Source organism: Streptomyces sp. NPDC089919 (assembly GCF_040684615.1).
Taxonomy (GTDB): domain Bacteria; phylum Actinomycetota; class Actinomycetes; order Streptomycetales; family Streptomycetaceae; genus Streptomyces.
Genome location: NZ_JBFBGK010000055.1, coordinates 17,867 through 32,516, shown reverse-complemented (window position 1 = coordinate 32,516; position 14,650 = coordinate 17,867). Strand labels below are relative to the sequence as shown.

The 14,650-nt window shown below is 74.7% G+C and carries 11 protein-coding genes; 3 read left to right on the top strand and 8 right to left on the bottom strand.

Annotated elements, in window-relative coordinates; all coding sequences use genetic code 11:
• Positions 1–7 precede the first annotated feature (7 nt).
• The 3 genes from hemW to lepA all read right to left on the bottom strand — a co-directional run bounded on the left by hemW (position 8) and on the right by lepA (position 5,529).
• Positions 8–1,240, bottom strand: a complete 1,233-nt coding sequence (gene hemW, locus AB0O40_RS21970) for a radical SAM family heme chaperone HemW (protein ID WP_365044134.1) — start codon at positions 1,238–1,240, stop codon at positions 8–10.
• 319 nt (positions 1,241–1,559) lie between these two features.
• Complete coding sequence (locus AB0O40_RS21965; RefSeq protein ID WP_365044132.1) at positions 1,560–3,449, bottom strand: long-chain fatty acid--CoA ligase; 1,890 nt, start codon at positions 3,447–3,449, stop codon at positions 1,560–1,562.
• 214 nt (positions 3,450–3,663) lie between these two features.
• Positions 3,664–5,529, bottom strand: coding sequence for a translation elongation factor 4 (gene lepA, locus AB0O40_RS21960; protein ID WP_365044129.1), 1,866 nt, complete (start codon positions 5,527–5,529; stop codon positions 3,664–3,666).
• A gap of 187 nt (positions 5,530–5,716) precedes the next feature.
• On the opposite strand from lepA, the gene rpsT reads away from it, so the two are divergent.
• Positions 5,717–5,983, top strand: a complete 267-nt coding sequence (gene rpsT, locus AB0O40_RS21955) for a 30S ribosomal protein S20 (RefSeq protein WP_365044126.1) — start codon at positions 5,717–5,719, stop codon at positions 5,981–5,983.
• Between the two features lie 250 nt (positions 5,984–6,233).
• Positions 6,234–6,476 (top strand): hypothetical protein, encoded by a 243-nt coding sequence (locus AB0O40_RS21950; protein WP_365044123.1) that lies wholly within the window; start codon positions 6,234–6,236, stop codon positions 6,474–6,476.
• Between the two features lie 96 nt (positions 6,477–6,572).
• Here AB0O40_RS21950 and holA read toward each other — a convergent pair whose 3' ends face one another.
• On the bottom strand, positions 6,573–7,562 hold the full coding sequence (gene holA, locus AB0O40_RS21945; RefSeq protein ID WP_365044120.1) for a DNA polymerase III subunit delta: 990 nt from the start codon (positions 7,560–7,562) through the stop codon (positions 6,573–6,575).
• A gap of 78 nt (positions 7,563–7,640) precedes the next feature.
• Here holA and AB0O40_RS21940 point away from each other — a divergent pair, with 78 nt between their 5' ends.
• Positions 7,641–7,892 carry a hypothetical protein gene (locus AB0O40_RS21940; protein ID WP_365044117.1) on the top strand — a complete coding sequence of 84 codons (252 nt, stop codon included), beginning with the start codon at positions 7,641–7,643 and terminating at the stop codon, positions 7,890–7,892.
• Between the two features lie 84 nt (positions 7,893–7,976).
• Here AB0O40_RS21940 and AB0O40_RS21935 read toward each other — a convergent pair whose 3' ends face one another.
• The 4 genes from AB0O40_RS21935 to AB0O40_RS21920 all read right to left on the bottom strand — a co-directional run bounded on the left by AB0O40_RS21935 (position 7,977) and on the right by AB0O40_RS21920 (position 14,419).
• The gene (locus AB0O40_RS21935) at positions 7,977–8,858 is read right to left on the bottom strand and encodes a YceI family protein (RefSeq protein ID WP_365044114.1); all 882 of its coding nucleotides are present in this window, start codon (positions 8,856–8,858) and stop codon (positions 7,977–7,979) included.
• 119 nt (positions 8,859–8,977) lie between these two features.
• The gene (locus AB0O40_RS21930; protein WP_365044111.1) at positions 8,978–11,425 is read right to left on the bottom strand and encodes a ComEC/Rec2 family competence protein; all 2,448 of its coding nucleotides are present in this window, start codon (positions 11,423–11,425) and stop codon (positions 8,978–8,980) included.
• 260 nt (positions 11,426–11,685) lie between these two features.
• Entirely contained in the window at positions 11,686–12,393 is a 708-nt protein-coding gene (locus AB0O40_RS21925; RefSeq protein ID WP_365044108.1) for a ComEA family DNA-binding protein, read from the bottom strand.
• Positions 12,394–13,573: 1,180 nt separating this feature from the next.
• Complete coding sequence (locus AB0O40_RS21920) at positions 13,574–14,419, bottom strand: DegV family protein (RefSeq protein WP_365044105.1); 846 nt, start codon at positions 14,417–14,419, stop codon at positions 13,574–13,576.
• Between the last annotated feature and the right edge of the window lie 231 nt (positions 14,420–14,650).

The window sequence follows — 14,650 nt, the reverse complement described above, 5'->3', positions numbered from 1 at the left end:
GGCCGGGTCAGTCGACCAGGTCGCGGACGACGGCGTCGGCCAGCAGCCGGCCGCGCAGGGTCAGGACGGCCCGGCCGTCCTCATAGGGGCCCGGCTCCAGCAGGCCGTCCGCCAGGGCCCGGCGGGAGGCCGCCAGGCCCGCCGGGGCCAGCAGGGACAGCGGCACGCCGTCGACCAGCCGCAGCTCCAGCAGGATCCGCTCCACCCGCCGGTCCTCGTCCGACAGCCGCTCCCGGCCGGCGCCCGGGGACCGACCGGCGGCCAGCGCGGCCGCGTAGGCGCCGGGGTGCTTGACGTTCCACCAGCGCACCCCGCCCACGTGCGAGTGCGCCCCCGGCCCGGCACCCCACCAGTCGGCCCCGCGCCAGTACAGCTCGTTGTGCAGGCAGCGCCCGGCGTCGGAGGTGGCCCAGTTCGACACCTCGTACCAGGAGTACCCGGCCTCGGCCAGCACCGAGTCCGCGATCAGGTAGCGGTCGGCGTGCACGTCGTCGTCGGTCATCGGCACCTCGCCGCGGCGGATCCGCCGGGCCAGCTGGGTGCCCTCCTCGACGATCAGGGCGTACGCGCTGATGTGGTCCGGCCCGGCGCCCAGCGCTGCGGCCAGCGAGGCCCGCCAGTCGTCGTCGGACTCCCCGGGCGTGCCGTAGATCAGGTCCAGGTTGACGTGCTCGAACCCCGCCGCGCGCGCCTCGCCCACGCAGGCCTCCGGCCGCCCCGGCGTGTGCGTACGGTCCAGGACCTTCAGGACGTGCTGCCGGGCGCTCTGCATGCCGAAGGAGATCCGGTTGAACCCACCGGCCCGCAGCTCGGCCAGATAGCCCGGGTCCACCGAGTCCGGGTTCGCCTCCGTGGTGACCTCGGCGTCCGGCGCCAGCCCGAACTCGTCCCGGATCGCACCGAGCATCCGCACCAGGTCCGCCGCGGGCAGCAGCGTGGGCGTGCCGCCCCCGACGAAGACCGTCCGCACCTCGCGCGGATCGTCCCCGAGGACCTTGCGGGCCAGCCGCACCTCGTCGATCAGGGTGTCGGCGTAGTTCTCGCGCGAGGCCAGCACCCCGCCGGTGCCGCGCAGCTCGGTGGCGGTGTACGTGTTGAAGTCGCAGTACCCGCAGCGCGTCGCGCAGTACGGCACGTGCAGGTAGAAGCCGAGCGGCCGCTCCGCCGCGCCTTCCAGGGCGTGCGACGGCAGCGCCCCGTCGTCGGGCATGGGCTCACCATCGGGCAGTACGGAAGGCATACCCCCATTCTCCCGCACCCGGCGACACCCCCGGCCCGCCCGCGCCCGCCCCCCCCTCCCCGGCTACCGCCGGGATGTGCCCCCGGCGAGGCTGGATACGCCCCGCCGATTTCACATGCCCAGGGCGGTCGGGATGTGTGGGGAAGCCGCTTGACGGCCCGTGGCAGGCTGGTCCGGAGGCGGGCCCGGGCCGTGGGTGGCCGCAGGCCACGGCGAAGCCGCGAAGCCCACGGGGTGGGCCTGCCGCAGGGCCCGCAGGCCACGGGCCGTCAAGCGGCGCGGGGACCCACACATCCCGACCGCCCGCCCCGCAGCCCCCCTACGCCTCCCGAGACCCCTCGTACATCTCGTCGATCAGGTGCTTGAACTCACGCTCGACCGCCGGGCGCTTCAGCTTCAGGCTGGGCGTGAGGTCGCCGTGTTCCACGTCGAGGTCCCGCGGCAGCAGCTTGAACTTCTTGATCGTCTGCCAGCGCTGCAGGCCCTGGTTGAGGGTCTGCACGTACGTCTCGACCAGCCGCGCGGTCTCCGGCGCGGCCACCACCTCGCCGTAGGTCTTGCCCTCCAGGCCGTTCTCCGCGGCCCAGCCGAGGATGGCCGGCTCGTCGAGGGCGATCAGCGCGGTGCAGAAGTTCCGGTCCGCGCCGTGCACGACGATGTTGGAGACGTACGGGCAGATGGCCTTGAACTGGCCCTCGACCTCGGCCGGCGCGACGTACTTGCCGCCGGAGGTCTTGATCAGGTCCTTCTTGCGGTCGGTGATCCGCAGGTAGCCGTCGGGCGAGAGCTCGCCGATGTCGCCGGTGTGGAACCAGCCGTCGGCCTCCAGCACCTCCGCGGTCTTCTCCGGCAGGCCGTGGTAGCCCTCCATGATGCCGGGGCTGCGCAGCAGGATCTCGCCGTCGTCGGCGATCCGGACCTCCGTGCCGGGGAGCGGCTTGCCGACCGTGCCGGTGCGGTAGGCCTCGCCCGGGTTCACGAAGGAGGCGGCGCTGGACTCGGTCAGGCCGTAGCCCTCGAGGATGTGGACGCCCGCGCCGGCGAAGAAGTAGCCGATCTCGGGGGCGAGGGCGGCCGAGCCGGAGACGCAGGCGCGCAGGTTGCCGCCGAAGGCCTCGCGGATCTTGGCGTAGACGAGCTTGTCGGCGACGGCGTGCTTGGCGGCCAGGGCGAAGGGGACGTTGGCCGTGCCGGTGCGCCGGAAGTTGTCCTGGCTGGCCTTGGCGTACTCGCGGGCCACCTCGGCCGCCCACTTAAAGATCTTGTACTTGGCCCCGCCGGCCGCGCGGGCCTTGGCCGCGACGCCGTTGTAGACCTTCTCGAAGATCCGCGGCACGGCCGCCATGTAGGTGGGCTGCACCACCGGCAGGTTCTCGATGATCTTGTCGATCCGGCCGTCGACGGCGGTGACGTGGCCGACCTCGATCTGGCCGGAGGTGAGCACCTTGCCGAAGACGTGGGCCAGCGGCAGCCAGAGGTACTGGACGTCGTCCTTGGTCATCAGGCCGGTGGCGACGGTGGCCTTGGCCATGTACGCCCAGTTGTCGTGCGGCAGCCGCACGCCCTTGGGGCGGCCGGTGGTGCCCGAGGTGTAGATGAGGGTGGCGAGCTGGTCGGCGGTGATGGCCGCGATCCGCTCCTTGACGGCGCCGGGGTGCTCGGCGAGGTATTCCGCGCCGCGCTTCTCCAGCTCCGCGAGGGAGAGCACCCAGCCCTCCGGGTCGCCCTCGACGGCGACCGCGTCCGCCGCCTCGACCACGATCACGTGGCGCAGGCCGGGGAGGTTCGCGCGCTGCTCGCGGGCCTTGGCGAGCTGGGCGCCGTCCTCGGCGATCAGGATCCGGGAGTCGGAGTCGGCCAGGATGAAGGCCGACTCCTCGGCGTTGGTGCTCGGGTAGATGGTGGTGACCGCGGCGCCGGCGCACATGATGCCCAGGTCGGCCAGGATCCACTCGACCCGGGTGTTGGAGGCGAGGGCCACCCGCTGCTCGGGCTGGATGCCCAGGTCGAGCAGGCCGGCGGCGATGGCGAAGACCTGTTCGGCCGCCTGTCCCCAGCTGAGCGACTTCCACTCGTCCGGGCCCTGGCCGGCGGCTGCCGGGACCGGGTAGCGGTAGGCCTCGCCGTCCGGCGTGGCCGCGACCCGCTCAAGGAAGACGGTCGCCACCGAGGCGGGGCGATTCTCGATCAAGGACTGTGTGTCGCTCACGACATCCTCCGGACCGGTCCACGCGGCAGTGCGTGGGAGCGTGGGGACTGGCGGGTTTTTGTGACTGGCGAGTAACCATCGAGCAGTGATCAGAGTAAAGGCCGCCCGGCCGGTGCGTAAGGGCCCCGGTGCGGCCTGTTGATAACGAAACGAGCCCCGGCGCTCGCGCGCAGGGGCTCGTTCCACACCAGGTCACGTGAGGTGACCGGCCGTACTACTTCTTCTTGCCGCCGGACTCGTCGCTGGAGAGCACCGCGATGAAGGCGTCCTGCGGGACCTCCACGGAGCCCACCATCTTCATCCGCTTCTTGCCTTCCTTCTGCTTCTCGAGCAGCTTGCGCTTACGCGAGATGTCACCGCCGTAGCACTTGGCGAGGACGTCCTTGCGGATCGCGCGGATGGTCTCGCGGGCGATCACCCGGGAGCCGATCGCGGCCTGGATCGGCACCTCGAAGGCCTGCCGCGGGATGAGCTCGCGCAGCTTGGCCACCAGGCGCACGCCGTAGGCGTAGGCGGCGTCCTTGTGGGTGACGGCGGAGAAGGCGTCGACCTTGTCGCCGTGCAGCAGGATGTCGACCTTGACCAGGCTGGAGGCCTGCTCGCCGGTGGGCTCGTAGTCCAGGGAGGCGTAGCCGCGGGTCTTGGACTTCAGCTGGTCGAAGAAGTCGAAGACGATCTCGGCGAGCGGCAGGGTGTACCGGATCTCGACGCGGTCCTCGGACAGGTAGTCCATGCCGATCAGGGTGCCGCGCCGGGTCTGGCACAGCTCCATGATCGCGCCGATGAACTCGCTGGGCGCGAGGATCGTGGCGCGCACGACCGGCTCGTAGACCTCCGAGATCTTGCCCTCGGGGAACTCGCTCGGGTTGGTGACGGTGACCTCGCTCTTGTCCTCCAGCACCACGCGGTAGACCACGTTGGGCGCGGTGGCGATGAGGTCGAGGCCGAACTCGCGCTCGAGGCGCTCGCGGATCACGTCGAGGTGGAGCAGGCCGAGGAAGCCGACGCGGAAGCCGAAGCCCAGCGCGGCCGAGGTCTCCGGCTCGTAGACCAGCGCGGCGTCGTTGAGCTGGAGCTTGTCCAGGGCCTCGCGCAGGTCCGGGTACTCGGAGCCGTCCAGCGGGTACAGACCGGAGAAGACCATCGGCTTCGGGTCCTTGTAGCCGCCCAGGGCCTCGGTCGCGCCGTTGTGCAGGCTGGTGATCGTGTCACCGACCTTGGACTGACGGACGTCCTTCACGCCGGTGATGATGTAGCCCACCTCGCCGACGCCGATGCCGTCGGCCGGGGTCATCTCGGGCGAGGAGACGCCGATCTCCAGCAGCTCGTGGGTGGCTCCGGTGGACATCATCCGGATCCGCTCGCGCTTGTTGAGCTGGCCGTCGACCACTCGCACGTAGGTGACCACGCCCCGGTACGAGTCGTACACCGAGTCGAAGATCATCGCGCGGGCCGGGGCGTCGGCCACGCCCACGGGGGCCGGCACCTCCCGGACGACCTTGTCGAGCAGGGCGTCCACGCCCACGCCCGTCTTGGCGGAGACCCGCAGGACGTCCTCGGGCTGGCAGCCGACCAGGTTCGCCAGCTCCTCGGCGAACTTCTCCGGCTGGGCGGCCGGCAGGTCGATCTTGTTCAGGACCGGGACGATCGCGAGGTCGTTCTCCATGGCCAGGTACAGGTTGGCCAGGGTCTGGGCCTCGATGCCCTGCGCGGCGTCCACCAGCAGGACGGTGCCCTCGCAGGCGGCCAGCGAGCGGGAGACCTCGTAGGTGAAGTCCACGTGGCCCGGGGTGTCGATCATGTTGAGGATGTGGGTCTTGCCCACGCCCTCGCCCGTCCGCGGCTCCCAGGGCAGTCGGACCGCCTGGGACTTGATCGTGATGCCCCGCTCACGCTCGATGTCCATGCGGTCGAGGTACTGGGCACGCATCGCCCGCTGCTCGACGACTCCGGTCAGCTGGAGCATCCGGTCGGCGAGCGTCGACTTGCCGTGGTCGATGTGCGCGATGATGCAGAAATTGCGGATCAGCGCCGGGTCGGTACGGCTCGGCTCGGGCACGTGGCTAGGGATCGCGGGCACGCAGTGTCCTGATTCTCGGGCGATGTCGGATCGATACGCAGACCCCCATGGTCCCATGGCCGGGCCACTGCGCTCGGTTTGGGCCGACCGAACGGCGCCTGGTACCGTGGGCAGCTGTGTCTTGTATGCCCTCTCAGCCTGCGGGACACATCCCAAGGAAACTCTCTGAACCTGAAAAGGCTCTTTCGTGGCGAACATCAAGTCCCAGATCAAGCGCAACAAGACGAACGAGAAGGCGCGCCTGCGCAACAAGTCCGTCAAGTCCGCGCTGCGCACCTTCATCCGCAAGGCCAACGAGGCCGTCGTCGCCGGCGACGTCGAGAAGGCCACCGTTGCGGTCCGTGCCGCCTCGCGTCAGCTCGACAAGGCTGTCTCGAAGGGTGTCATCCACAAGAACGCCGCCGCCAACAAGAAGTCGGCGCTGGCCACCAAGGTTGCCGCCCTCCAGGGCTGAAAACTGATGTAGTACGCCGGTCGGGACCCAGCGGGCCCTCTACCCCGCTCCCCTCCGGCCCCCGCGCCGCACGCGGCCTGCGTTCGCCACGCGGGTGCGGCGCACGTTTTCTTGATCCGAAGGCCCCGGGCCGTCCTTCCCCAGGACGCCCCGGGGCCTTCGGTGTACCCACGGTCCCGCGGAGGTGCCCGTAGCCCTCGGGCCGGTCGGGTACGGGGCAACCGGGACGCCCCCGCGTCGTTGGCAGGGGGTGAACACGACGCTGCGCATCCTCTCCGCCGCCGCCCTCGGCGGCGCGGCCCTCGCCCTCTGCGGCCCGGCCCTGGCCGCGGACGGACCGCCGGTACTGGACACGGTCCGCGGCTCGGTGGGCGGGAAGCTGAACCCCCACACGGTCACCACGCTGGCCCGGCACCTCACCGAACCCCCCGTCGAGGCCTCCCCCGCGGAAGCCCGCGAGATCGCCGCCCCGGAGAGCCCCCACGACTGGTGACGGCGCGGTCGGCCACGGGGACGGCCGGACACGGGGCCGGCGGGGCCGATCGCCCGGCGCCTCGGGTCAGCGGCGGGGGCGGGCGGCGGAGGCGGGTCAGCGGCGGGGGCGGGCGGCTCGGGCGACGGCGACCACGGCCTTCTCCAGGGCGTACTCGGGGTCGTCCCCGCCGCCCTTGACGCCCGCGTCGGCCTCGGCGATCGCGCGCAGCGCCACCGACACCCCGTCGGCCGACCAGCCGCGCATCTGCTGGCGCACCCGGTCGATCTTCCACGGGGGCATGCCGAGGTCCCGGGCGAGGTCACCGGGCCGGGCGCCGCGCGGGGCCGAGGCCAGCTTGCCGATGGCCCGGACGCCCTGCGCCAGCGCGCTGGTGATCAGGACCGGGGCCACGCCGGTCGACAGCGACCAGCGCAGCGCCTCCAGGGCTTCCGCGGTCCGCCCCTCCACCGCCCGGTCGGCCACCGTGAAGCTGGAGGCCTCGGCCCGGCCGGTGTAGTAGCGGCCGACCACGGCCTCGTCGATGGTGCCCTCGACGTCCGCGCAGAGCTGGGCGGCCGCGCTGGCCAGCTCCCGCAGGTCGCTGCCGATGGCGTCGACCAGGGCCTCGGTGGCCGCGGGCGTGGCGGAGCGGCCCAGCCCCCGGAACTCGCCCCGCACGAACGCCAGCCGGTCGGCCGGCTTGGTCATCTTGGGGCACTGCACCTCGCGGGCCCCGGCCTTGCGGGCCGCGTCGAGCAGCGCCTTGCCCTTGGCCCCGCCGGCGTGCAGCAGGACCAGGACGATCTCCTCGACCGGCGCTGCGAGGTAGGCCTTGACGTCCTTGACCGAGTCGGCCGAGAGGTCCTGGGCATTGCGCACGACCAGGACCTTGCGCTCCGAGAAGAGCGAGGGGCTGGTCAGCTCGGCCAGGGTGCCGGGCTGGAGCTGCTCGCTCATCAGGTCCCGCACGTCCGTGTCGGCGTCGGCGGCCCGGGCGGCCGCCACCACCTCCCGCACGGCGCGGTCGAGCAGCAGCTCCTCCTGTCCCACCGCGAGGGTGAGCGGGGCGAGGAGGTCGTCGGTGGAGTTCGTCCTGGTGGCCATCGCCGTCCAGCATCCCACGCCGCACCGACAACGACGGCCCGCTCCCCCGGCGCACCCGGCGCCGGGGCGTGCCGGAGAATGTCCGGTGTGAACGCTCGACATGTACTGGTGCTCCCCGACCGCGACGCCGCCGAAGAGGTGGCCCAGGACCTCACCGACCGCTTCGGCCTCGCCGAGGAGCCGCACCTGGTCAGGGATGCGCTCGCCGGCGAGGACGACGCCGAGGACGCCCAGTGGCTGGTGGTCGTGGAGGACCCGGACGCCCGGCTGGACCCCGCGGCCCTGGACGGGCTGGCGGCCGAGCACGAGGGCTGGCTCGAAGCCCCGTAGGACGCCCGCCCGCCGGATCCCCGCCCTCCCGGCCGCCCCCGGGAGGCCCCCCGGTCCCGGGCGACCGCCCACCCGCCGCGGCGGTCAGTTCTTGTGGACGATCTGCACGTCGAGTTCCACCGCCACGCTCGAGCCGATGGCGGCGATGCCGTGCGCCAGCATCGACTGCCAGTTGAGGGTGAAGTCCTCCCGGTGCAGCTCGGTGGTGGCCCGGCAGGCCGCCCGCGTCTCGCCCTCCAGGCCGGTGCCCAGCCCGAGGTACTGGGCGTCGAGGGTCACCGACCGGCTGACCCCGTGCAGGGTCAGGGCCCCCGCCACCGCCCAGCGGGTACCGCTGCGGTGGATGAACCGCTCGCTGTAGAACTCGATCGTCGGGTACCGCCCCGCGTCCAGGAAGTCCCCCGACCGCAGGTGCTCGTCGCGCAGCCGCACACCGGTGTCGATGCTCGCCGCGTCGATGATCACGTGCATGGAGGAGTCCTCCATGCGGTCGGCGATCCGGACCGCCCCCGCGAAGGTGTTGAACCGCCCGCGGATCTTTGCCAGTCCGATGTGACGGGCCGTGAAACCTATGGAGGAGTGGGCCGGTTCGAGCTCCCAGTGACCCGGCTCCGGCAGGAGCGGCGGATCGATCTCCTCCAGGACGAGGTCCCCCGGACCGGGTCGGCCACCGGCCGGCAGCAACGTCGAGGCGTGGTACGGCGCGTAGCCCTCGGCCGTGACGGCCATCCGGTACTCACCCTCCGGCACCGCGGCGTGGAAGCCGCCGTACGGGTCGGTCTCCCCGCTCACGATGCGGCGTCCGATCGGATCGCTCACCTCCACCTTTGCCTGTCTGACCGGCTGTCCGGCCGGATCGAACACCCGGACCCCGAACAGTGCGGCCGTGGCCGGTAGTTCCAGGACCGGTGCATGACTCGAACTCGGACTTCCGGCCGTCTCGCGCCCCTGTCGGCGACCGAACATGTAGACGCACCCCCGTGCTTCTTCGACAACGCCCTTTTGGCGAAAACGCATTCGATCACGCCCCCGACTCCCGGGCAAACAGAACACCGCGGACCACCCCCGCCCGCACCCGTGGCCGGTTACCCTCCACCGGTCCGGACCCGCAGCCGGGAGGCCGTACCGAGCACCGCGACGGCACCGTCCCGGTCGGTCCGCACCACTCGGGCGCCCATGGCCCGCAGGGCCGCGAGGGTGGCCGGCGCCGGGTGGCCGTAGCGGTTGTCCGCGCCCACCGGTACGACGGCCAGCCGTGGCCGCAGCCGGTGCAGCAGGGCCGGATCCTGGTGCGCCGAGCCGTGGTGGGCGACCTTGAGGACGTCCACCGGCCCCAGCTCCGGACGGGCCGTCAGCAGGGCCTGCTGTGCCTCCGGTTCGAGGTCTCCCAGCAGGAGGAGGGTGAGCCCGGCCACCCGGACCAGCAGCACCACGCTCGCGTCGTTCGGGCCCTCGGGGCGCGCGCCGGCCGGCGGCCACAGCACCTCCCACTCCACGGGACCGGCCCGCCGCCGCTCCCCCGCCACGGCCACCGCCAGCGGGACCCGCGCCACCGCGGCCGCCCGCCGGACCGCCGCGGCCTGCTCCGGCGGCTCCCCGAAGCCGGTGGTCTGGATCACCCCGACGCTGCGTCCCCGCAGCACCCCCGCCAGCCCGCCGACGTGGTCGGCGTGGAAGTGCGTCAGGAGCAGCAGCGGGACCCGGGTCACGGCCAGCCCTGCCAGACAGCGGTCCACCGGCCCCGGCTCGGGCCCGGCGTCCACCACCACCGCCGTCCCCGGCCCCACCGCGAGCACCCCCGCGTCCCCCTGACCCACGGCGCACTGGACGTACCGCCAGCCCTCCGGAGGCCAGCCGGTCACGACCCGCGCCAACGGCACCGGCCGGACCACCACCAGCGCCAGGCCGAGGGCCGCCGCCGCGGCCAGCCACCGCCGCCCCGACCGGTGTCGCCCCGATCCGGGCCGCTCCGATCCGCGCCGCCCGGCCGGCGGCGGTCCCCGGTCCGGCCCCCGGCGCCGGGCCGCGCGCATCGCGAGGGCCACGGCCACCGCCGTCAGGAACCCGAGCGACAGCCCGCCCGCCCACCCGCCGGGCCAGGGCAGCTCCGCCCCGGGCAGCCCCGCCCCGGTCCGCGCCACCGCCGCGATCCAGCCGGCCGGCACCCCCGCGCACCAGGCGATCGCCCGGGCCGCCGGCAGCGCCACCTGCGCCGCCGCGAGCGCTGCGAAACCGAGGACGGTCGCAGGCCCGGCCGCCGCCTCGGCGAGCAGGTTGCACGGGACGGCCACCAGGCTGACCCGGGCCGCCAGCACCGCCACCACCGGGGCGCACACGGCCTGGGCGGCCAGCGCCGCCCCGAGGGCTTCCGCGAGCCGCGGCGGCAGCCCCCGCCTCCGCAGGGCCCCGCTCCACCGCGGCCCCAGGGTCAGCAGCGCCCCGGTGGCCAGCACGGACAGCAGGAATCCGTAACTCCGGGCCAGCCAGGGGTCCCACAGCACGAGCAGCAGGACCGCCGCGGCCAGCGCGGGGATCAGGGACCGGCGGCGGCCGGTCGCGATAGCGAGCAGGGTGACCGCCCCGCAGGCCGCCGCCCGCAGCACGCTCGGCTCGGGCCGGCACACCAGCACGAAGCCGAGGGTGAGCGCGGCCCCGCAGCCGGCCGTGGCGCGCAGCGACAGCCCCAGCCGCGGGGCCAGCCCGCCCCGCTCGGCCCGGCCCGCCCGGCCCGGCGGTCCGATGAGCAGGAAGAGCACCACGGTCAGGTTGGAGCCGGACACGGCGAGCAGGTGCACCAGGTCGGTGGCCCGGAAGGCCTCCTCGAGGTCGGGCGGCACCCCGGAGGTGTCTCCGACCACCAGCCCCGGCAGCAGCGCCCGAGCGTCCGGCGCCAGCCCGGCGACGGCCGTCCGGAGGCCGTCGCGCAGCGCCCCGGCCTTCCGCTGGAGGGTGTCGGGCCCGCCGGTCACCCGGGGCGGCACCCCCGGCCCGACGCTCAGCACCGCCACCGCCCGCTCGCCGCGGTCCCGGGCCGGCGCCAGCCGTCCGGTCACCACCACCCGGGTGGAGGGCAGCAGCCGGCTCCACGCGTCGTGCCGGGCGAGGACCAGGACCGGGGTGCCGGTCCCGGTGGCCCGCGGGCCGGCCGGGGACACCGGCGTCACCGCCGTCAGCTCGCCGTCCACCGCCACGGCGGGCGGCCCGGTGCGGGTGCGGCGGGGGTCAGCGGTGATCGTCAGCTCGACGGCGACCCGGGCGTGCTCCTCGGCCAGGGCGGGGACCGGACCCGCCCGGGCCTCGGCGGCCCGCAGTCCCCCGACGGCACCCCCGGCCGCCCCGCACAGCAGCACCGCGGCCAGCGCCGTCACCACCGCCCGCCGCGGCCCCCGCCGCAGGGCGCCCCCCAGGAGCAGCAGCCCCGCCGCCAGCACCCCGCCCGCCACGGCGGCCCCCGTCCACTCCCCCGGCGCAGCCACCGCGAGCCCGGCCGCCGCCCAGGCCCCCACCGCCGGCCCCACCAGCCGCAGATCCACCGGCCCTTCCTCCGACGGACCGCCCGGTCCGGCCGCGCTTTCGCCGCTCGGTGGGCCACCGGCGTCGGACGGCCCTTCCCCGCCCGTAGGAGTGGCGCCGTCCGGTCCCGGTACGCGTCCGACGCCTGGAGGGCTGCCGGGGCCCGGCGGCCCTCCCCCGCCCTGGGGCACGTCTGCTTCTGGCGAGCCGTCAGGTGGGGCGTACGGCTGCTGCGGTGGGGTGGTGGCACCCGAGGTCGGTCGGGCGGACGATGGGCGGCTCATGGCCGCACCAAGGGGCGGAGGTCGGCGAACCTGCGCTCGCCGATGCCGGTGACCTGTCGCAGGTCCTCGACGGAACGGAAACCACCACGGGCCGTGCGGAACTCGACGATGTGCTGGGCCAGCACCGGGCCGACGCCCGGCAGGCCGTCGAGCTGATCCGCCGTCGCCGTACTCAGACTGACCGGCGCGGGCACCCCTGCGGGACCGGCACCGGTGCCAGTGCCGGGACCCGGAGCGGGGGCGGGCTGCGGGAGACCGACCACCACCTGCTCGCCGTCGACCAGGATCCTGGCCCGGTTGAGGCCGGTGGTGTCCGCGCCCGGCCGCACGCCCCCGGCGGCCGCCAGGGCGTCTTCGACGCGGGCCCCGGCGGGCAGCCGGCGGAGTCCCGGATCCCGGACCTTGCCCGCGATGTCCACCACCACACCCGTCGGTGCGGGCGCCGACCCGGCCAGAGCCGGTGCCGGTGGGACGGCGGCTCCGGCAGCCACCACCTCAGGTGCGGCCACCGCCTCCGGGCGGCCGGACCAGAACTGTTGGGCGGCGAAACCGGCGGCCAGCACGAGGACGACCCCGACGGCCGCCACCGCGCGCGGCTCCAGCCCGCAGCGCAGCTGCACCCACACCGGCAACCGCTCCCGGAACCGCTCCCGCAGCGGCATCCGCCGCACCGCGCGCAGGTCGTCGTACGACGCCACCGCCACCGGCGCCTCTTCGACCCCGACCCCGGCCGGGTCCCGAGCTGGGTCCGGGACCGACACCCCGGCGCCCAAGGCCGGCGCCGGAGCCTGGACCGCGGCCGGGACAGGCGCCTCGGCGACCGCGGGTGTGGCCCGAGCCGGATCCGAGACCGCAACCGCCACCCCGGCACCCACGGCCTGGGCCTCCAGAGCCGGGGACGGCGCCCGGCCTGGTGCGGCAGTCGTGGCCGCCGGTGCCGCGGCAGGCTCGCGCAGGGCGCGGTCCACGCGGCGGCCGACGAACCGGCCGTCCGACCCACGAGGTCGGCCCGGCCCGCTCGTGGCGGAACCGCGCGCCCGGACCGGGACGCCGGCACGGGTACGGACCCGGTTCCGGGACGGCCGCGGCGGACCCGCCGGACCTCCCGGGTAGCCGGGGCCGGCCTCCCCGACGCTCGTGCCGACGGGAGCCGTGCCGATCGCGACCGCCCCGGGATCCGGGGCATCGGGAGCCGTCCGGCTCGTGGTGCGGATCGCCGGACCTTCGCCCGAACTGCGCCCTCGGACCGTCCGATCGGCGGCGGCGACCACGGCGCTGGTGCCGACGGCAGGAATTGCCGGGGGGATCGCCGCCTCCGGATCCGGCACGGCGGCAGGCGTGGTGGCGCGGACCGTGCCCCCGCCCCACGGGTGGCCTCGGGCGGGTGGCTCGGCCAGGGCGGCCCGGACCCGGGCGGCCGCAGCACCCGGCGGGGCGTGCCCCCCGCGCGGGGCCCTGCCGGGAAAGGCACGGCGGCGCACCGAGGACCCGCGCCTCGACATCTCGGCTGCGGGAGGCGGGAGTTCGGCGGGCCCTCGAGCCGAGGGCCCGGGCGGGGAGGCCGGGGACGCCAGGGCCGTGGGCACAGGTGCCGGGGACGCCAGGGCCCGGGGCGTCAGGGCCGCGGGCACAAGTGCCGGGGGCGCCAGGGCCGGGGACGGCCCGGCCGGGCCGGGCCGCCGGGTCACGGGCGGCAGAGTGGTGGCCGGTGTCGTCGGGGTGAGTGCGGAGCTCGGGACGTGAGTTCGAAGAGTCATGCCACAGGACGTTAGCCACCAGCCGGACTTCGCGGCCGGCTCCGCCGATTCCCGTGGATACAGCGCCAGTTGTGGATAACCCGGTCACTCGCACGAGTGAGGGCAGCGACGGGCGCGGCCAGCTCCGTCAGCGCGGGGAGACCACCGCGGCGAGCAGACCCGGGCCCGTGTGGGCGCCGATGACCGCACCGATCTCGCTGACGTGGAGCTCCACGAGCCCCGGGACCCGCTCGCGCAGCCGCGCGGCAAGCTTCTCGGCCCGCTCGGGGGCCGCGAGGTGGTGGACCGCCACGTCGACCGGCGCCGCGCCGGCCCGCTCGACCGCCAGTTCTTCGAGCCGGGCGATCGCCTTCGAGGCCGTGCGGACCTTCTCCAGCATCTCGATGCGGCCCCCGTCGAGCGTGAGCAGCGGCTTGACCGCCAGGGCCGAGCCCAGGAGGGCCTGCGCGGCGCCGATCCGGCCGCCCCGGCGCAGGTAGTCGAGGGTGTCGACGTAGAAGTACGCGGACATCCCCGAGGCCCGCTTCTCGGCGGCGGCGACGGTCTCGTCGAGGGAGCCGCCCGCCTCGGCCGTCTCGGCCGCGGCCAGGGCGCAGAAGCCCAGGGCCATCGCGACCATGCCGGTGTCCACGACCCGCACCGGGACGGGCGCGGTCCGGGCGGCGAGCACGGCCGCGTCGTACGTGCCGGAGAACTCGGCGGACAGGTGCAGCGAGACGATCGCGCTCGCCCCGGCCTCGGCCGCGGCCCGGTAGGCCTGCGCGAACTCCTCCGGGCTCGGCCGGGAGGTGGTCACGGACCGCCGCTTCTGGAGCGCGAGGGCGAGCGAGCGCGCCGAGATCTCGGTGCCCTCTTGCAGGGCCTGGTCCCCGATGACGACGGTCAGGGGGACGGCGGTGATGCGGTGGCGCCGGATCGCCGGGTCGGGCAGGTAGGCCGTGGAATCGGTGACGATCGCGACATGGCGGGACATGAGGCGGAGGTTACCGGGAGCGGTGGCTCGGTGGCAGCTCGGGGTGGTCCCGCCCGCCCGCCCCTCACCTTGGAGGTTGCCACCTCCTGGGGCTCTCGCCGGGGGTGCCCGGCGGGCCCTGTAGCGGGGCTGTAGCCGGCTTGGGCCCTGCGGGGCTCTCCCCCACCCCGCCCCATCCCGAAACCGGGGCTTCGCCCCGGACCCCGCCCGGCGAGGCTGGATCTGCCCCCC

Coding starts and splice junctions, on each gene's coding strand:
- hemW (WP_365044134.1), bottom strand. CDS start 1,240: ATGCCTTCCGTACTGCCCGATGGTGAGCCCATGCCCGACGACGGGGCG.
- holA (WP_365044120.1), bottom strand. CDS start 7,562: ATGGCCACCAGGACGAACTCCACCGACGACCTCCTCGCCCCGCTCACC.
- AB0O40_RS21940 (WP_365044117.1), top strand. CDS start 7,641: ATGTCCGGTGTGAACGCTCGACATGTACTGGTGCTCCCCGACCGCGAC.
- AB0O40_RS21935 (WP_365044114.1), bottom strand. CDS start 8,858: ATGTTCGGTCGCCGACAGGGGCGCGAGACGGCCGGAAGTCCGAGTTCG.
- AB0O40_RS21920 (WP_365044105.1), bottom strand. CDS start 14,419: ATGTCCCGCCATGTCGCGATCGTCACCGATTCCACGGCCTACCTGCCC.